This is a genomic window from Herpetosiphonaceae bacterium, from assembly GCA_036374795.1.
Lineage (GTDB): Bacteria > Chloroflexota > Chloroflexia > Chloroflexales > Kallotenuaceae > LB3-1.
The window spans coordinates 1-18,863 of the sequence record DASUTC010000313.1 but is presented as its reverse complement, the minus strand read 5'-3'; the positions used below and the strand labels follow the sequence as shown (position 1 = coordinate 18,863).

The 18,863-nt window shown below is 63.8% G+C and carries 17 protein-coding genes; 11 read left to right on the top strand and 6 right to left on the bottom strand.

Going from position 1 to position 18,863, the window contains the following annotated elements; all coding sequences use genetic code 11:
* The 5 genes from VFZ66_24415 to VFZ66_24395 form a co-directional block, all read left to right on the top strand.
* Nucleotides 1–687, top strand: a 687-nt coding sequence (locus VFZ66_24415; protein HEX6292354.1) for an aspartyl/asparaginyl beta-hydroxylase domain-containing protein, incomplete at its 5' end; no start/stop codon positions are given.
* A gap of 168 nt (nt 688–855) precedes the next feature.
* Nucleotides 856–1,695, top strand: a complete 840-nt coding sequence (locus tag VFZ66_24410) for a phytanoyl-CoA dioxygenase family protein (GenBank protein HEX6292353.1) — start codon at nt 856–858, stop codon at nt 1,693–1,695.
* Between the two features lie 429 nt (nt 1,696–2,124).
* Entirely contained in the window at nt 2,125–3,549 is a 1,425-nt protein-coding gene (locus tag VFZ66_24405) for a SpoIID/LytB domain-containing protein (protein ID HEX6292352.1), read from the top strand.
* Nucleotides 3,550–3,760: 211 nt separating this feature from the next.
* On the top strand, nt 3,761–5,191 hold the full coding sequence (locus VFZ66_24400) for a CpaF family protein (protein HEX6292351.1): 1,431 nt from the start codon (nt 3,761–3,763) through the stop codon (nt 5,189–5,191).
* 178 nt (nt 5,192–5,369) lie between these two features.
* Nucleotides 5,370–7,481, top strand: coding sequence for a protein kinase (locus VFZ66_24395; GenBank protein ID HEX6292350.1), 2,112 nt, complete (start codon nt 5,370–5,372; stop codon nt 7,479–7,481).
* 582 nt (nt 7,482–8,063) lie between these two features.
* Here VFZ66_24395 and crcB (VFZ66_24390) read toward each other — a convergent pair.
* Both crcB (VFZ66_24390) and crcB (VFZ66_24385) read right to left on the bottom strand, forming a co-directional pair.
* Nucleotides 8,064–8,432: a fluoride efflux transporter CrcB gene (crcB, locus tag VFZ66_24390; GenBank protein ID HEX6292349.1), complete on the bottom strand. Its 369-nt coding sequence runs from the start codon at nt 8,430–8,432 to the stop codon at nt 8,064–8,066.
* Entirely contained in the window at nt 8,429–8,923 is a 495-nt protein-coding gene (crcB, locus tag VFZ66_24385; GenBank protein HEX6292348.1) for a fluoride efflux transporter CrcB, read from the bottom strand. Before crcB (VFZ66_24385) ends, crcB (VFZ66_24390) begins: the two co-directional genes overlap by 4 nt.
* A gap of 78 nt (nt 8,924–9,001) precedes the next feature.
* Here crcB (VFZ66_24385) and VFZ66_24380 point away from each other — a divergent pair, with 78 nt between their 5' ends.
* The 4 genes from VFZ66_24380 to VFZ66_24365 are packed head-to-tail and all read left to right on the top strand — an operon-like array spanning nt 9,002 to nt 12,036.
* Complete coding sequence (locus tag VFZ66_24380; GenBank protein ID HEX6292347.1) at nt 9,002–9,706, top strand: SDR family NAD(P)-dependent oxidoreductase; 705 nt, start codon at nt 9,002–9,004, stop codon at nt 9,704–9,706.
* Complete coding sequence (locus tag VFZ66_24375) at nt 9,706–10,797, top strand: glycosyltransferase family 4 protein (GenBank protein ID HEX6292346.1); 1,092 nt, start codon at nt 9,706–9,708, stop codon at nt 10,795–10,797. Before VFZ66_24380 ends, VFZ66_24375 begins: the two co-directional genes overlap by 1 nt.
* Before the next feature lie 41 nt (nt 10,798–10,838).
* Complete coding sequence (locus tag VFZ66_24370; GenBank protein ID HEX6292345.1) at nt 10,839–11,114, top strand: 4a-hydroxytetrahydrobiopterin dehydratase; 276 nt, start codon at nt 10,839–10,841, stop codon at nt 11,112–11,114.
* Between the two features lie 22 nt (nt 11,115–11,136).
* Nucleotides 11,137–12,036, top strand: coding sequence for a hypothetical protein (locus tag VFZ66_24365; GenBank protein HEX6292344.1), 900 nt, complete (start codon nt 11,137–11,139; stop codon nt 12,034–12,036).
* A 24-nt stretch (nt 12,037–12,060) separates the two neighbouring features.
* Here VFZ66_24365 and VFZ66_24360 read toward each other — a convergent pair whose 3' ends face one another.
* From VFZ66_24360 to VFZ66_24345, 4 genes are all read right to left on the bottom strand, one after another.
* Nucleotides 12,061–12,918: a dihydrofolate reductase family protein gene (locus VFZ66_24360; protein ID HEX6292343.1), complete on the bottom strand. Its 858-nt coding sequence runs from the start codon at nt 12,916–12,918 to the stop codon at nt 12,061–12,063.
* Nucleotides 12,919–13,089: 171 nt separating this feature from the next.
* Nucleotides 13,090–13,794, bottom strand: a complete 705-nt coding sequence (locus VFZ66_24355; protein ID HEX6292342.1) for an SDR family NAD(P)-dependent oxidoreductase — start codon at nt 13,792–13,794, stop codon at nt 13,090–13,092.
* Nucleotides 13,787–14,368 carry a GTP cyclohydrolase I FolE gene (gene folE, locus VFZ66_24350; protein HEX6292341.1) on the bottom strand — a complete coding sequence of 194 codons (582 nt, stop codon included), beginning with the start codon at nt 14,366–14,368 and terminating at the stop codon, nt 13,787–13,789. Before folE ends, VFZ66_24355 begins: the two co-directional genes overlap by 8 nt.
* 131 nt (nt 14,369–14,499) lie before the next feature.
* Complete coding sequence (locus VFZ66_24345) at nt 14,500–15,318, bottom strand: 6-carboxytetrahydropterin synthase (GenBank protein HEX6292340.1); 819 nt, start codon at nt 15,316–15,318, stop codon at nt 14,500–14,502.
* 323 nt (nt 15,319–15,641) lie between these two features.
* Here VFZ66_24345 and VFZ66_24340 point away from each other — a divergent pair, with 323 nt between their 5' ends.
* Both VFZ66_24340 and VFZ66_24335 read left to right on the top strand, forming a co-directional pair.
* Nucleotides 15,642–17,639, top strand: coding sequence for an acetoacetate--CoA ligase (locus VFZ66_24340; GenBank protein HEX6292339.1), 1,998 nt, complete (start codon nt 15,642–15,644; stop codon nt 17,637–17,639).
* A 125-nt stretch (nt 17,640–17,764) separates the two neighbouring features.
* On the top strand, nt 17,765–18,706 hold the full coding sequence (locus VFZ66_24335; protein ID HEX6292338.1) for an acetamidase/formamidase family protein: 942 nt from the start codon (nt 17,765–17,767) through the stop codon (nt 18,704–18,706).
* The last annotated feature ends 157 nt before the right edge of the window (nt 18,707–18,863 follow it).

Sequence of the window (18,863 nt, the reverse complement as noted above, 5' to 3'; positions counted from 1 at the left end):
CTCTCATATGCTACCGGATCGCATCTGCCGCCTCCTCCGCCTCGATCCGCGCTCCCGATCGGCCCGACTCCTGTATTTGTGATCCACTGCGAGGTTCGTATGCTCAAGAGCTTGAAGCTGCCCTTTACCTTTGATCCGGCTCGTCTGAAGGCCGATGTCGATGCGCTGCTGCCGGACGATTGGGTGCCGCACTTCAATACGTCCTACTACGAGGGCGATTGGAGCGGCGCGGCGCTGCGCTCGGTCGGCGGTGTGGCGCGCCAGCTCTACCCCGATCCGACGGCGGTGGAAGACTTCGCCGATACCAGCATTCTGGCGCGCTGCCCGTACATGCAGGAGGTGCTCGCCACGTTCGAGTGTCACCTGCAATCGGTCAGATTGCTGCGGCTGGCGGCGCGATCGAGCATTCGGGAGCATAAGGATTTTCGGCTCGGCTTTGAAGACGGCGAGGTCCGGCTGCATGTGCCGGTCTATACCAATCCCGATGTCGCCTTCTTTCTCGACGGCGAGCGGCTGGATATGCGCGAGGGCGAGTGCTGGTATCTCAACCTGAACCTGCGGCATCGCGTCGAGAACCAGAGCGCGACCGATCGCGTCCATCTGGTGATCGACTGTACCGTGAACGATTGGCTGCGCAGCCTCTTTCCCCAGGAAATGCGCGCGCTGCCGGTCACGCCACGGATCTAAAGCTGCCGCTCATCCATCGATTATGGTACACTGCCGCTCTGTGTCGACGACCTTTGTTGCCAGCTCGATCCCCCAGGAGCGTCGTCGGGCGTATCGTTGCCGCTGGCGCTGTGTAGCGCGGCAGCGCATCCGAACCATCTTCTTAGCTTCTCGCGTGAAGGAGAGATTATGAGCACGACGAGCCAGATGCAGGACCAGCACTTTGACATCGCGACGATCATGGGCGGCCTCTATGGCGACGGATTCATTGGCCTCAAGGGAGCCTTCGACCGCAGTTGGGCGCGGCAGCTCGGCGAGGACATCGAGGTCTTGTTTCAGGAGGCGCTTCAGCGGCCAGGCGGCGCGGTTGGTCGAGGTCCTAAGCGCTACTATGTCGAGATTCACCCGGAGCGTATTCGCGGCTTCGTCGAGCTGGCTACGCATCCGTGGGTGGTGACGGTCTGCGAGTCGGTGCTCGGCCCCGATTACAAGATCGTCGAGATCGGCTTCGACGTGCCGCTGCCCGGCGCGCTCTACCAGCCGTGGCACCGCGACTTCCCGGCCCCAGAGGAGACGCTGATCGGTCGGCGGCTGAACTCGCTCGCCTTCAACCTGACGACGGTCGATGTCTTCGAGGATATGGGACCGTTCGAGATCGCGCCCGGCACGCAGTGGGACGATCCCACCGAGTTCGAGCACGGGATGTTCCCGCCCAAGTCGCTCTACGGGCGGTACGAGGAGCGCAGGCAGCAGAAGATGCCGCAGATGGGCGACATCTCGGTGCGCTCGGCTCTCACGATCCATCGCGGCACCGCCAATCGCTCGAACAAGTCTCGTCCGGTGCTGGTCCTCGGCGTGGACGCGCCCGATGCGCGCAACGCGGAGCGGCATGACCTCCAGTTCACCAGGCCGTTCTACGAGACGCTGCCCGTCGAGCTGCGTCGGCACATGACCTGCCGCGTCGTCGATGAGCTGGAGCCGATCGTGCAGGCGCATACGATCGAGGGCCTGGTGATGGGCGAGGCATAGCGCGCGGAAAGAACTAAGAACAAAGAACGCGGAAAGAACAAACGGAGAGCCAGGAACCAAGAACCGGGCCGAGATTCTCCCCCTCTCCTAGGCCGAAGCCGAGCGGGAACGGGACCCGCGAAGGTGGGAAGGGGCCGGGGTGAGGGCCTGACCGAGATCACAACCGAAGCCCATCGGTACGGACACCTGCGTGCCGGTGGGCTTCGTGCGTCTGGCGTATCGCCGCCGGGGGTAGGGAATCCCCTACCTTTACCCCGATCGCTGTCTCCCCTATACTGAGGTTAAACCCTGGTTTAAAACAACCCTCACCTCGCTTCATCTTCGGGCTAGAGCTAACACAGGCCAGGGATCGAGCGCCAAGCGCATGATCCCTCGATCGTCGGGGTTCGCTGCGAATCGGGCTGGTTCGCAATGTGCAAGGAGCAGCGTATGCAACGTAGTTTTTTCCGCACGCTCATGTTAGTCGTCGTTGGGCTGTCGCTCGCATTCCAGGCCGTACTCGTGCCATCCTCGCCCGCGCTGGCTGCGCCCGAAGGCACAACCGGGATGATGCTGTCGGCGCGCACACCTGAGGGCACGCCCGTCGAAGGGGCCGAGGTAACGGTGCTGCCGCTTGGCCTCAAGGCGACGACCAACGGCAAGGGCGCGGCGGTCTTCGAGGATCTGGCGCTGAATGAACCCGTGAAGGTCGAGGTGCTGGTCAAGGCCAGGGGCTACCGACCCTGGATCATCCGCCAGGCCACGGTCATCCCCAACGACACGTTGCAGATCGACGCGCCGCTGTCTGCGACGCGAGAGCATCAGGCGGAGCCAGAGGTGATCGACGTGCAGCCGCATCGGTCGGAGAGCGGCGCAGCGCAGGAGCCGGGACCGGCCAATCCGCCGCTTGCATCTGAGGTCGGCGCGCTGGCGACCAACACCACGCCGCCCTCCACGATTCGCGTCTATCGCGTGAGCCTGGGCCGCATCGATACCGTTAATTTCAACTACTACGTCAAGCACGTGCTGCCCAGCGAGTGGATCTCAAGCTGGCACGCCGAGTCGCTGCGCGCGGGCGCGATGGCGGTCAAGACCTACGGCTGGTACTGGACGATCTACTCCAAGTATCCCGGCGCGGGCTACGATGTCAAAGACACCACCGCCGATCAGGTCTATAACCCGAACGTGTCGTACGCCAGCACCGACGCGGCAACCGATGCCAACTGGGGCTACAAGATGACGCGCAATGGCGCGATCTTCCAGGCACACTACTGCGCGGGCAGCTACAACAGCAGCCGCACCTCCGGGCAGTGCAGCGAGAACCACGGCTGGACTGTCGGCACCTACATGAGCCAGTGGGGCTCGAAGTGGTACGCCGATAACGGACGCACCTGGCAGTGGATGGTTCCGTTCTACTACGATAACGTGGTCGTCAGCACGATCTCCTCGTCCACGCCGATCGTCGTCGACGACCAGAGCGCGGGCTTTACCAGGTACGGCCCGACGCAATATTGGTGGGAGGCCGCCTACGGCTATAACAGCCACATGTGGTGGACCTACTCCAACGTCTCGACGGTCAGCAACTATGGTCGCTGGAAGCCATCGCTGAGCACGGGTGCCGGAAACTACGCCGTCGAGGTCTTTATCCCGAATAACTATGCCTCGTCTAAGTCGGCCAGGTACCGGATCTACCATAACGGCGCGAACAACTACGCGACCGTCGACCAGTCGATCTACTATAACCAGTGGGTGCCCGTGGGCACGTTCTATTTCGCCGCGAACGGCACCGAGTACGTCGAGCTGACCGACGCGACCGGCGAGTGCGTCACCTGTACGTATGTCGGCTTTGACGCGGTGCGCTTCACCAAGCAGTAGGCACCTCACAATCGTCTGGCGGATCACGCGGGCGGAGGTAGCTCCGCCCGCGCCGTTTGTCATGGGCCGGCTAGGCCAAACTGGTAGCCTCAAGTTGTACCACAGACCCTTGGTGCTCTCCGCGCTCGTATGCCATGATCCGGCTAGTATGTGCGCTCCTACATCTTTGAGGAGTCATCTGCCTGTCGAATCGTTTGCGGGAGTTGTCAATATGTCTCTGCTTAAGCGTCTCAATTCCGAACCTGCTCCGCCATCGCCCACCGCTCCGGCTGCCACGGCTTCGCCGCCTGCCGCCGCGCCGGTGCTCAACACGCCGCCTGCCGCTACGCACGCTCCCAGCGTGGAGGCCAGCGGCGAAGGCGTGACGCGGGCCAAAATGTTGGAGCTGTCGCTGGCGATCACCGACCGCATTCTGGCGTCGTTCGGCTCACAAACGCAGATCGAGCGCACGGCAGAGACGGAGCGCCTGATTCAGGAGCGCTTCGCCAACTACTACCGGCAGAGCGGCACCAATCTCTCGCAGGAGCAGATCAAAGCGCTCTACGGGATGGTCATGACTGAGATCTACGGCTTCGGGCCGATCCAGAGCTTGCTCGACGACGATGCCTGCACCGAGGTGATGGTCAATGGCCCGCAGATGGTCTATGCCGAGCACAAAGGCAAGATCGAGCTGACCGATATTAAGTTTCTCAACGACGACCATGCGCTCAAGATCATCGATCGCATCATCCGTCCGCTCGGTCGGCGCATCGACCGCAAGTGGCCGATGGTCGACGCGCGTCTGCCCGACGGCTCGCGCGTCAACGCGATCATCCCGCCCTGCGCGATCGACGGCCCGACGATCACCATCCGTAAATTCAGCAAGACCAAGCTTCAGGTTGCCGACCTGATCCGCTTCGGGTCGATGACCAAGGAGATGGCCGATTTTCTCCAGGCGTGCGTCGTCTCGAAGCTGAACATCGTCGTGTCCGGTGGTACTGGCTCCGGTAAGACGACGCTGCTCAACGTGCTGTCGAACTTTATCCCCGAAGAAGATCGTATCGTCACGATCGAGGACTCGGCGGAGCTTAAGCTGGCTCAGGATCACGTCGTGCGCCTTGAGGCCAAGCCCGCCGAGGTCGACGGCACGGGCCGCGTCGCGATCCGCGATCTGGTGATCAACTCGCTGCGTATGCGTCCTGAGCGGATCGTGATCGGCGAGTGCCGTGGCGGCGAGGCCTTCGACATGCTCCAGGCGATGAACACCGGCCACGACGGCTCGCTCACGACGCTTCACGCCAACTCGCCCCGCGACGGGATCTCGCGTCTTGAGACGATGTGTATGATGGCCGGTATGGATATGCCCGTGGCGGTGATCCGCGAGCAGATCGCCTCGGCGATCAACCTGATCGTGCAGCAGACCCGTCTGCGTGACGGCTCGCGTAAGGTCAGCGCGATCACCGAGGTGCAGGGCCTTGAAAGCGGCACCGTGGTGCTTCAGGACATCTTCATCCTCGAAGAGAAAGGCATGACGCCTGAGGGCAAGATGATCACCGAGATGCGCCCGACCGGCGTGCGGCCTAAGTTCACGCCGCAGCTCGAAGCCAACGGGTTCAAGCTGCCGCCGTCGATCTTCGGCGCGGTCTTCCCCGGACGACGCTAGATCGAGAACCAGGAACCGCGAAGAGCACAACGGAACAGAGAACAAAGAACAAAGGAAATAGCTTCCTGTCACGGTTCTTTGTTCTTTGTTCTTTGTCTGGCTCCATTTGGTTCTTTCAGAAGTTTCCTACTGTCCATGGTATAATCGAAGCGCACGGGAGTTCTACTGGGAGTAGTGCGTGGCGAATATTCCGCAAACGATCGGTAACTATCGGCTGGAGCACGAGCTTGGCCGTGGCGCGACCAGCCAGGTCTGGATGGGCCGCCATATCTTTCTGCATGAGCGCGCCGTCGCGGTTAAGCTGCTGCTCAGCCACGACGAAGAAAGCATCCTGCGCTTCTCGCGGGAGGCCGAGCTAACCAGCCAGCTTCGCCACCAGAACATTATCCAGATCTACGATCACGCGACGCCGACCAATAGCTTTCCCTACACGGTGATGGAGCTTGTTTCGGGCGGCTCGCTGCGGCAGCGCATCGAAAAGGTCGGCAAGCTGCCGATCACCGAGGCCGTTTCGATCTTTCGGCAGATTGGCTCGGCCCTGGACTATGCCCATAGCCGCAGCATCATTCATCGCGATGTCTCGCCCGGCAATATTCTGCTCGACTCCAGCGGCAACCGCGCGCTGCTGACCGACTTCGGCATTGCGCGGCGGCCCAACCAGCATCATACCAGCACCGATATTATCATGGGCACGCCCGGCTTTTTCTCGCCGGAGCACGCCCAGTCCGCAACGGCGGTGACGACGCTCTCGGATCTGTACGGCCTGGGTGTGATCCTGTACTACATGCTGACCGGCGAGCTGCCCTGGGAGACGCCGCCGCAGCACCCCGACTACCGCTTCGCCGGGATTATGCCGCTGGCCTATCGCGGCGTGGAGCTGCCGCTGGAGATCGACGGCATCATGCAAACGCTGCTGGCGGTCGATCCCAAAAAGCGCTATCCCAGCGCCGGAGCCGCGATCCATGCCCTGGAGCGGGCGCTCACCCGCTCGGGTATTGCCGTCAACGAGCAGCCGCTGGCGCTCAGCGATGCCACCACGATCCGCGCGATCAACACCGCGCCATCCTTCCAGAGCATCGGCCTGGTCGAGAGCGAGGTCGAGCAGGCGCTGGCGGCTGACCTGATGCGTGAGCCGTTCGAGCGCTCGAATAAGCGGGCGGAGGAGCTGCGCGATCCGCTGGTCGTGGCGCGCATCCTCGACGAGTGGAGCGGCCAGGGGCGGCGGCTGGAGTTTCGCAAGCCGCACCTGGGGCGGATCGTCAACCTGCGCGAGGTGCGCAGCCGCAACGTGTATTTTTATCAGCTCAACGTCTTGTTCGAGACGCGCACCGAGCCGAAAGACATCGAAGAGCCGGATGCGAACGCGCCCGAACTGCCTGTGCTGAAAGAAACGCCGCGCTGGGAGGTTCCGCTGCCGGTGCCCACGGAGTTTGCCGACGATCCGGGCCGCGCCGAGGTGATTCCGGGCTCCGAGCGAGTGATCGCCTGTCCGCGCTGCGAGGGCAGCGGCTACGAGCTGTGCGCCGAGTGCAAAGGCTCGCGGCGGGTGCTGGTGGCGCGTCCGCTTGGCGCGCATGAGACGAGTAACGGCGATAGCGTCGCGCTGCACGTGCAGCAGGTGGGGCCTGGCCGCGCGGTGGCGCATGGCAGCCAGGGCGGGCAGCGCGGCGGCTCCGCGACAGCGCTGGCCGATCCGATGGCGCAGACCACGCATGTGAAGCAGGTGCTGGTGCCGTGTACCGCGTGCGGCGGCATGGGCCGCAACAAGTGCGAGCGCTGCAACGGCGAGGGTCGGCTGGTTCAGCGGCGAGCCTTCGAGTGGAGCCGTCAGGCAACCTCAGTGTCGAGCTATGATGATCTGCCCAATCTGGACGAGCAGCGGCTACGTCAGGAGATCGAGCTCACGCTGGTCTATCGCGAGCGGCACATGAAAGGTCTGAAGCGCGAGTGGGCGGCGGTGCCCGGCCTGAAACGGCTGATCGAGGGCGTGCAAAAGCAGCTCAACACCGATACGCGGATCGCGATGTCCGAAGTCACGATCCAGATGATCCCATACACCGAGGTGCGCCTGGACATGGGCCACAACGAGGTAGTGATCGAGGGCGAGAGCGCCGAGCGCCGCAGCGATGATGCCGTCCATCTCGTGCAGGTGTACGGCTTTGAAAACCGAGTCAACGTCGGCAACTTTGCCTACGACGGGCACTTGAAGTTGTTGCTCTTCTGGAGTATGCTGGCAACAGTAGCCGTCGTGCTGCTGACGATTGTGCTGCTCATTCCGGTTTTGTGGTAAGCGCTGCTTGCAGGCTATGCCCCTCATGGCCTATCCGGAGCGCCTGAGTACATCAAGCCCCCCATCCGAACCCCCCATCAGTCCTTGCCCCCCGTAGGACTTATCACATTCCAGAAACAGGACATTGTTGCCGTAACTTTTTTTAAACTATTGCTATTAAGTAGATGTGCAGATCATTGTGTCTTGTTCTGGATTTGAGTGATTTAGGAGGATCGTATGGCATTCTTCGTACCACAACCCCCCGCTCATACTTCCCCCCGCACTGCCTTTATTGGCGATCCAGACACTGGGCTGCTGCATCACGGTGATTGTGCGTCTCGTCCTCAACAGGGCATCGCCTTCCGCGATCGGCAAACGGCCATGGCACAGGGGTTTATCTATTGCGAATGCGCCACGCCAGCACTTGTTGCTCCAACCGACCGTATTCGGGCGCTGTTGGCTACGACGTTCCCTTCGACGCTCACGCCACGTGCGCGTAGCTAGGAGGGCCTGGACACAGTCTGCACAGGCGGTACCGCAGCCGGAGCGAGACAATAAGATGCTCCGGCTGCGGTGCCGTTTTTCTTTGCCCCGCCGCTGAGCCTATCCGCCGATCAGGAGTCCGATCCAGGCCGCCAGGATCCCCAGCAGCGGCTGACTCACGAGGTTGAGCAGCGCGCGGCGACGCTGTGCCTGCCGCCAGAGCTGTGTACTCTCGAAGGCAAACGACGAGAACGTCGTGTACGCGCCGCAGAAGCCCGTGCCGAAGAGCAGGCCAAGCTGCTCGACCGGCCATGCCGGATGGCGCGCCAGGAGGGCCGCGAGCAGGCCCAGCATAAAGCTGCCGCTCAGGTTGATCACATAGGTGCCGACAGGAAAGGCGATCGTCGTGCGCGCGTGGATGGCCCGCACGCCGTGGTAGCGGCAGAGCGCGCCCGCGATGCCGCCAAGCGCGAGGAGCAGGTAGCTCACGTGCGCCTCCCGCCGCGCTCGCTCAGCCAGCGGTAGCCCGCGTGCGCTCCCGCGCCGCCGAGCATGACCGCGCCCACGCCGCCGAGCAGCGATAGGCCCTGGTAGCTCAGGGCGGCTGCGATCCGGCCTGCTTGCAGCAGCCGCACCGTCTCGACGCTGAAGGTTGAGAAGGTGGTGAAGCCGCCGAGCACGCCGACGGCGAGCAAGATCTGGACACTGCGGCGGATTGCGCGGCGCTCCAGGGCGAGCGCCTGCACGATGCCGATCAGCAGGCAGCCAAGCAGGTTGACCAGCAGCGTGGCGATCGGGAAGCCGATCGGAAGATGCCGCTGAGCGATCTCGCCGACGGTAAAGCGCGCGAGCACGCCGACGACCGCGCCTGCGGCGATGGCGAGGTTATCGTGCTGTGGAAAACTCGAAGCGCTCACGTGGGGCACGGCGCGGACGTGAGCGGTGGTATCCGGCGGCGGATCAGGTAGCGGTCTGCTCATGTGAAACGTCCTTCGTTTCTAAATTATAATAAGCGTTTAGGAGGAACGAGGCGTTGCCAGTGCCTCGTGGATATGCCCATGACAGAACAATCGACTCGATCGCTGTTGATCACTGGTGGCACCGGCGGCCTGGGACACGCTGTTGTCCGACGTTTGCTGGACGAGTATACCTGTTTCGTGCTGTATCTCTCGCGCGACTCGTGGCAGGCGCTCACACAGGCGATCGGCGAGACTGATCGCCTGCACGGGCTGGAGGCCGATCTTGCCGATGACGCTGCGGTGCGCGAGGTTGTCGATCTGGTGCGCAAGCAGTGGGGTCCGCTCTACGGTCTGGTGCATCTCGCGGGTGGCTTCGAGATGGGCGCGGTGCAGGATACGTCGCTGGAAGCCTGGAATAAGCTGCTCACGCTCAATCTGACCAGTGCGTTCACGACGATTCAGGCGGTGCTGCCGCAGCTTCGCGAGCGCGGCGAGGGACGGATTATCACGATCGGCTCGGCGGCGGTCGCGGCCCGGCCCGGCGGCATCGCGGCCTACACCGTCTCCAAGGCGGGCCTGAACGTGCTGACCGAGATCGTGGCGAACGAGCTGAAGGATACGCGCATCACGGCGAACATTTTGCTGCCGGGCTCGCTGGACACGCCCGCGATGCGCGAGTTCATGGATTCGAGCCAGTTGGTATCGCTCGATCGGATCGCCGATACGATCGCGTTTCTGCTGAGCGATGCCGCCGCCAGCATTACCGGCGCGAGCATTCCAATGACCGTGACGGGCCAGGCGTAATGCGCGACAGATCTCCTGCGCGTCCGCTGCGCATTGCGTTTCTCGACTCGTGGCTCCAGACTTCGGTCGAAGGCAGCGGCACGGCGGTCGGCATCACCGGGCTGGAACAAGGGCTGCAACAGCAGAGCCATCATATCGACCGGATTGCGCCATCGCCCGACCGCCTATCGATCACGCTGCGGCGGCTGCTGTTCAACCTAAAGCTGCCGCTCCGCCTGCGCCGCGCGGCGTATCATCTGGTGGTCGGCTTCGACTTCGACGGCGTGTGGCTGCCGCGTGGCAACTGGCCCTATGTCTGCTCGATCAAAGGTATCATCGCCGAGGAGCTCCAGCACGAGCGCGGCCTGGTCCGCCTGATCTTTACGCTGCTCTCGCGGCTGGAAGGCTCCAATGCCCGCCGCGCCGATCGCGTGGTGACGACCAGCGAGTACTGCCGCCGCAAGATTGTGCAGCACTATGATGTGTCGCCTGAGCGGATCGGGATCGTGCCGGAGGGCATCGACGTGCGAGCCTGGCAGGCGGCCCTGGCGCAAACGCCACCGCGCGCCGATTCACGTCCGACGATTCTGTGTGTTGCCCGGCATTATCCGCGCAAGCATGTCGACGATCTGCTGCGGGCCTTTGCGCTGCTGCGCCGACATCTGCCTGAGGCGCGGCTGCGGATCGTTGGCGACGGGCCGGAGCACCAGAAGCTGCTCGCGCTGGCCCAGGAGCTGCGCATTACCGATGCGGCGACGTTTCTGGGCGGCATTCCCGACGCTGAGGTTAAGGCCGAGTACGCGCACTGCGATGTGTTTTGCATGCCCAGCGTGCAGGAGGGCTTCGGTATCGTCTTTTTGGAGGCGATGGCGTCGGGTCTGCCGGTCGTCTCGACGACGGCGGCGGCGATCCCTGAGGTGGTGCGGCACGGCGAGAGCGGCATTCTGCTGCCACCCGGCGATGTCGTCGGAATCGCGGGGGCGCTGCTACTGCTGCTGACCGATCACCAGCGGCGGGCGCAGTACGGGCAGGCGGGCCGTGCGATTGTCGCGGACTACGATTGGACGCGCGTCACCGAGATGTTTTTGGGCGAGATCACGCCGCTGGTCTGAGGTTTGATTCTGATAGATCGATGTGAGCACAGGAGGATTGCATGGATAGCGCGACGATTCAAAGCCAGCTTGGCGAGCTTGCGGGCTGGAGCTACACCGACGGGATGATCCGCAAGACCTATACGTTCAACAACTTCGTCGAGGCGATGGCCTGGACGGTCCACGTGGCGTTTCTGGCCGAGGCGCACGGCCACCATCCCGACATCGACATCCGCTACAATCGCGTGTCGCTGGCCCTGGTGACGCACGACGCCGGGAATCAGGTGACGCAGAAGGATCTCGATCTGGCGCGGGCGATCGAGGCGATCGGGCGGTAGCGTGCGGCGGCAGGAGTGCGACGTGAGCAGTGAAGACGAGCGGCGGGCGCTGGTGGAGCTGCTGCCGCAATTCCTGATGCGGCGGCGGCGCGGCTGGACCGGGCTGCAAGCGCTGGTCGACCAGTCGCGGCTGACGCGACCGGCGCTGTTTTTGCTGCGGGCGCTGGTCGAAGAGGCTGATCCGGGCGTTCGGCTATCGCTGGATGAGCTGCGCGCGCGGCTGTTCAATCCGTACAGCACGGTGCATGATTGGGTCGATCTGCTGCCGGAGCTGGTGAGCGGCGGCTACGTTTCGCAGACTGGCGATGGGTACGCCGTAACGCCGCAGGGCCGCGCGCTGATCGAGCAGATGGAGCGCGGCGCGCAGGCGTATCTTGCGACGCTCACGCCGATCGATGAGCCGGATCTCACGCGGCTGGCCGATACGCTTTCCGAGATCGCGGCGCGGCTGTGGAGCGTGCCGGAGCCTGCCGCTAGTCCGCATCAGGAGCGTGTCCATCGTCTGCCGCTGTCGAGCGGTAGCGCGATGGCGCGGCTGGATCGGGCGGTCTATGCGCTGTGGACCGCCCGCGACGACGCGCATAACGCGGCGTGGCGCGGTGCCGGATTCGACGGCCCAATGCTCGATCTCTTGACGCGGCTGTGGACCGGCGAGGCAATGACGATCGCCGCGCTGACCGAGCGCGTGCCGGGGCAGCGTCCCGCAGACATCGAGCGCGGCGTGATAGCGCTGAGTGCGGCTGGCTATATCACCCGCGACGGCGACGCGCTGGCGCTGACACCGCGCGGCCAGCAGACTCGCGACGCGATCGAGGCCGAGACGGATCGGCTGTATTTCGCGCCGTGGCCGTCGCTCACGCCCGACGATGTGGCATGGCTGCGCAAGACTCTGAAGCTGGTGATCGAGCGGCTGCCGGGATAGCTCAGGTAGGCCGCTGGTGTGGACCTACATGTCGTCCTGCTCGTACCGTGAGTGCAGGTACAGGTAGCTGCCGTGGCGGTGGACGCTGAGCAGCCGCAGGTGGGGCGGCTGCCGGTAGGGAAAGGCCACGCCCTCGATCAGGCTGGGGCGTGGCTGCTCCGCTGTCTCGCCGATCATGATCGGGCTGAGCGTGACAAACGCATCGTCGATCAGGCCATCTTGCAGCAGCGCGGCGTACACCTGCGGCCCTGCCTCACACAGCAGGCTACGGATGCCCGCGCCGCGCAGCCGCCGCATGACCGCGATCTGCGCCAACTGCTCGCCCATGTCGAGGTAGCGCACCCAGGCGCGATTGCCGAGGATCTCACGCGCCCGGCTCGCGCCCGTGCTGGTTGTGGCGATCAGCACCGGCAGACCGGGATTGTCGAGCGACGGCGCGTGGGCTGGCACATTGCCGCTACGAGTCAGCACGACCAGCAGCGGCACGTCGCTCCGCCCCTCGCGCTGCCGCAGCGCCGCGAATGCCTCGGCGTCGCCGGGAAAGACCGCGCTGGGCGTCCACACGTGGTTGCCCGCCGCCTCGATCGACGAGCCGCCGACCAGCACCGCGTCGGCCCGCGCCCTGAGCAGCCCCATCAGCCAGCGATCGTGATCGTCGCGCCTGCTGACATCGCCGCCGCCGAGATGCCCCGGCTCGTTGAACGACACCCGTCCATCGTGCGACATGACGAAGTTGACATAAACGAAGGGTCGATCGGTTGGCGGCGGCAGCGGCCACGAGCCGTAGATCTGCGCGAATTCGCGCGGCAGCAACCGATCGGTCGGCTCCTGCTCGTCGAACATCGTCGTAAACGGCGCGCCGGGACCACGAACTGTCAGCATAACGCTCCAAAGTAGCACAAAGAACAGAGAACAGAGAACAAAGGGTTGAACCAGGAAGCTTGTGCTGCTTTGTTTCGTTGTTCCGTTGTTCTTTGTTCTTACCACAGCTACGAGACGGAGAGAAATGGTGGGAGCCACCCCCACACCCCCGCCCTTCACTTCGTTCGGTTCTTACAACGCTCCCGCCGCATGGCCCAGCACGATCTCATCGATCGACACGTGCGGCGGCTCGTCGGCGGCGTACACGATCGCGCGGGCAACATCCGCCGGTCGCAGCATTCTGGCTCGATCCCACTCTCCCGGCACCGCATCCCACAGCGGCGTATCGACCGCGCCGGGGATTACGGCGGTGACGCGAATGTTGCGCGGACGCAGCTCGGCGCGAATCGCCTCGCTCAGGCCGAGCACGCCGAACTTCGCCGCCGAGTAGGCCGACCAGTTGGGAAAGCCGCTGCGGCCCGCGATCGAGGCCAGCGTGAAGATCTGGCCGCCCGCCTGCATCACCGCGACGGCATGCTTACAGACCAGAAACGTGCCGGTCAGCGTCACGCGCAGGGTTTGCTCCCAGTCGGCCAGGCTGATCTCGGTGAAGGGCGCGACCACCGTGGTGCCCGCGTTGCACACGACGATGTCGATCGTGCCGGTGATACATGCGGCGGCTTCGATCAGCCGCTTGACCTGTGGCTCGTCGGTCATCTCGCAAGGCACGACTGTCGCGCTGCCGCCTGCGGCGCGCACCGCCTCCGCTGTCGCCTCAAGATCTGCCTGCGTGCGAGCGGCAAGCACGAGATGATCGCCGCGCGCGCCGAACGCCTCCGCCGTCGCCCGCCCGATACCGCGTCCCGCCCCGGTGATGATGATCACGCGCTTAGCCACGGCCTTTGCCATCCTTGATCAGCTCCAGAAACTCAGCGCGCGTCTTGGGATCGGTGCGGAAGCCGCCGCGCATCGCGCTTGTCACCATGCTGGCGCTCTCCTTGCGCACGCCGCGCATGACAGAGCACATATGCACGCCCTCGGCAACCACCGCCACGCCGCCGGGATTGATCGCCTGATCGATAAATTCTGCGATCTCGACCGTCATGCGCTCTTGCACTTGCAGGCGGCGGGCGTACATCTCCACGATGCGCGGGATCTTGGAGAGGCCCAGCACCTTGCCCTGCGGCAGATAGGCCACATGCGCCCGACCGTAAAACGGCAGCAGGTGATGCTCGCAGAGGCTATAGAAATGAATGTCGCGCACGACAACCATCTCGTCGTAGTCGACCGTGAAGACCGCGTCGTTGATCAGCGCGGCAGGATCGACATGATAGCCTGCGGTAAGCTCGTTGAACATCCTGGCAAAGCGAGCCGGAGTTTTGATCAGCCCCTCACGCTGCGGATCTTCGCCGATCTCCGATAAAATCGTCGCCATCGCCCGCTCGATCGTGGGATTGCTCTGAAACTGCATCGCCTCGATCTTGCCGACGCCCATATGTTGCACCAGCGTAGTCGTCAGCGAATCGTCGTCTTCGATCATCGCTGTGTCAGCATCGACGATCACGGTCTGTCGCGGCTCGCCGTCGGGGGAGATCTTCTTGCTCATGGTTCGCGTACTCCGAACTCAAACATATTATTGGGCGTTTCCCACAGCCTGATCCAGCGCAGCCGATTGCCGATCACGGCTGATAGGCGCTGCCAGAGAAACGCCACGACATTTTCGGCAGTTGATGGGTGCTCGCGGAAGAACGGCTGCTGGCGGTCCAGATGAGTATGATCCAGCTCATCCAGCACCGGCCGCACCAGCGCATCCAGATCTACGAGGTTGATCACCATGCCGGTCACCGGATCGACGGGTCCCTCGACCGTCACCTCGAAGCGGTAATCGTGGCCGTGGCCCTGCGCGTTGTTGCACTTGCCGTACAGCGCGATATTCTGCTCTGGCGTCAGGTGCGGGCTGTCGAGCCGATGTGCCGCCGAGAACTGGTAGCTGCGGCTAAAGCTGGCCGTCGCGCCGCCATAGTAGTCGGCGAAGATCGCCGCCGTCTCGTACAGCCGCAGCCGGTGCAGGCGCACGCCCTCCGGCAGGCCGGGCACGATCAGTGTCCACAACACCTGCACAATATTCTCGGTCGTCGGCTGGCGGTCGCGGAAGTAGGGCGTGTCCTCGTTCAGATGCTTGTGGTCGAAGTCGAGCAGCACCCGCCCGACGATCTGCTTGAGATCGACGACGTTGATCACCATGCCGGTGATCGGATCGACCGCGCCCGCGACGGTGACTTCCAGCACGTAGTTGTGGCCGTGGCCGTAGGCGTTGGTACACTTGCCAAACACCTGCATGTTCTGCTCGGCGCTCCAACCGGGATTCCAGTAGCGATGCGCCGCAGAAAATTCAAAACGTTTGGTTGTGAGCACTTCCATCTTGTTACCTTTTCTTCCGGCGAGAAGTGTGCCAGCGTTGCGGCTGGCCGACAGGATATGAGGAGCAGCCGCTTCCGCGCCGCAGCGATCGGCGATGGCAGCCGAGGATATACTACCAGTACGTATCAGCACAAGCAATGGTTGTCTCGTCCCGTTGACGTTGGACCTGGGATAATGCTATCGTATGCAGCGGCGCAGTTCGGCGCTGCTAGGCCGGAGGGTTGGGGGTGGACCCAGACCTTCCCCTTTCGTTGCAGAATCTCATGCGGGCTTTCCCGACTCGCTGGTTCTGCGCTGATGTTCTATATCGTATGGAGACGAAGATGTCCAATATGACCGAAGGCGCGATCCTGTGGGAGCCTTCCGCCGCACTCAAGGAGCAGGCATCGATCACGCGGTATATGCGATGGCTGAACGAAACCAGGGGCCTGGCCTTCGACGACTACGCCGCGCTGTGGGAGTGGTCGATCGCCGATGTGGAGCGCTTCTGGGCCTCGATCTGGGAGTTCTTCGAGATCCAAAGCTCGACGCCCTACACGGCGGTGCTCTCGCAGCGCGAGATGCCCGGCGCGCGCTGGTTTCCGAGCGCGCATCTGAACTTCGCGGAGCATATCTTTCGCAACGCCGCCGCCGATCGTCCGGCGCTGATCTTTCAGTCGGAGCGCCAGCCGCTCACCGAGATCGGCTGGGACGAGCTGCGCCGCAAGGTTGCCTCGATTGCCGCCACGCTGCGTGAGATGGGCGTGCAGCGCGGCGACCGCGTGGTAGCCTATCTGCCCAATATCCCAGAGGCGGTGATCGCGCTCTTGGCCTGCGCCAGCATCGGCGCGATCTGGTCGAGCTGCTCGCCCGACTTCGGCAGCCCCAGCGTGATCGATCGCTTCAGCCAGATCGCGCCCAAAGTGCTGATCGCGGTCGATGGCTACCACTACGGCGGCAAGGCCCAGGATCGTCGCTCGGTGGTGGCCGAGCTGCAGCGGGCGCTGCCGACGCTGGAGCGCACCGTGCTGGTGGCGTATCTCGATCGGGTGGTGGGCACCGCAGATCTGCCGCGCACGGTCGCCTGGGACGATCTGCTGGCGCGCGAGGCCGATCTCAGCTTCGAGCAGGTGCCGTTCGACCATCCGCTGTGGGTGCTCTACTCGTCGGGCACTACCGGCCTGCCCAAGCCGATCGTCCAGAGCCAGGGCGGTATCCTGCTTGAACATCTGAAATCGGTCAGCCTGCATCTCGATCTCAAGCCTGAGGATCGCTTCTTCTGGTTCAGCACCACCGGCTGGATGATGTGGAACTTCCTGGTCGGCGGGCTGCTGGTCGGCTGCACGATCCTGCTCTACGACGGCAGCCCCGGCTGGCCCGACATGGGCCGCCTGTGGGGGTTTGCCCAGAACACGGGCATGACCAGCTTCGGCACCAGCGCGGCGTATATCGCGGCGTGCATGAAGGCCGGGATCGAGCCGAACAAAGCCTACGATCTCAGCCGCCTGAAGAGCATGGGCTCGACCGGCTCTCCGTTGCCGCCGGAGGGCTTTCAGTGGGTCTATGAGCACGTCAAGCCCGATCTGTGGCTGATCTCAACCAGCGGCGGCACGGATGTCTGCACCTCGTTCGTCACGGGCTGCCCGCTGCTACCGGTCTATCGCGGCGAGATCCAGTGCCGCGCGCTCGGCGACGACGTGCAGGCCTGGGATGAGCAGGGCCAGCCGCTGGTCGACGAGGTCGGCGAGCTGGTGGTCACGCAGCCGATGCCGAGTATGCCGCTCTACTTCTGGAACGATCCCGACCACAAGCGCTACTGCGAGAGCTACTTCGAGATGTTTCCGGGCGTTTGGCGGCACGGCGACTGGATCAAGATTACCTCGCGCGGCAGCGTGGTGATCTATGGCCGCTCCGACTCGACGATCAATCGACAGGGCGTGCGCATGGGCACCAGCGAGATCTATCGCACCGTCGAGGGCATTCCCGACGTGCTCGACAGCCTGGTCGTCGATCTGGAAGGACTCGGCGGCGCGTCGTACATGCCGCTCTTTGTGGTGCTCAAGCCCGGCGTCGAGCTGAGTGACGAGCTGAAGACGCGGATCAACGCCCAGATTCGCAGCTCGCTCTCGCCGCGCCACGTGCCCAACGAGATCTTTGCGATCCCCGAGATTCCGCGCACGCTCAGCGGCAAGAAGCTTGAGGTGCCGGTCAAAAAGATCATGATGGGCGTGCCCGTCGCCAGGGCGGCCAATCCCGACTCGATGAGCAATCCGCATGTGCTGGATTATTTCGTCGGGCTGGCCGAGAAGCTGGGCCTCTCGAAGCCGACCGGATCGGCGTAGCGCAAATGCGCCGACAGGCCGGGGGCTTGGGGGTGTCCCCCAAAAATCCCCCGTTCTCATCGCAGAATCATTTGAACCCTTTCCCGAAAAGGTTCTTTGATTTTACAGCAAAGGAGCGAATCGCGATGGCGACGCATACGATCGAGCCGGAGCGCCGGACGCTCCACGGCCATTTCTCGCGCGACCTGGAGCCAGTGCTGACGATCGATCCGGGCGATACGGTCTGCTACCGCACGCTCGACGCCGGCTGGAATCTTGAGCCGCGCACCTCCACCGTGGAGAGCGAGCGACCGCGCAAGTTCGAGCCGCGCGACCAGGAGCGCGACAACGGCCACGCGCTCTGCGGGCCGATCGCGATTCGCGGTGCCGAGCCAGGTATGACGCTGGCGGTCCAGATCAAGGATGTGCGGCCCGGCGCGTGGGGCTGGACCGCGTCGGGCGGCTGGCATACGCCGCTCAACGAGCGCCTAGGCGTGGTCGAGGATGGCACGTTTCTGCTGTGGGACCTAGATGTCGATCGGATGATCGGGCACAACCAGCACGGGCATACGATCGGGCTGCGTCCGTTCATGGGCGTACTCGGCATGCCGCCCGCAGCGCCGGGGCTGCACCCGACCGCGCCGCCGCGCGTCACGGGCGGCAACATCGACTGTAAAGAGTTGACGGCGGGCAGCACGCTCTACCTGCCGATCGCCGTGCCGGGCGGCCTCTTCTCGGTCGGCGACGGGCACGCCGCGCAGGGCGACGGCGAGGTCAGCGTCACGGCGATCGAGTGCCCGATGGAGCGCGTCGAGCTCGCCTTCGATCTGCTGCCCGATCTGCGCCTGACCACGCCGCGCGCCGATACTCCGGCAGGCTGGATCACCTTTGGCTTTCACCAGGATCTCCACGAGGCGATGGCGCTTGCGCTTGAGGCGATGCTGGAGCTGATGCAGGAGCGCTACGGGCTTTCGCGACATGTGGCGCTCGGTATGGCGAGCGTGCTGGTGGATCTGCGGATCACGCAGGTGGTCAATGCGGGGATGCTCGGCGTGCATGCGGTGCTGCCCCACAGCGCGATCCGGTAGGTTCAACGATCGCTCATCGGGTTCTGAATGGATTCGGGATCGAATCGTAGGGACGTGCTGCGGCACGACCTGGGGCGTATGCAATACGCCCCTATCGATTCACATCATTATTCAAACGTCATTATCATGTTCTGGTACACCTACGAATCAACGGCTG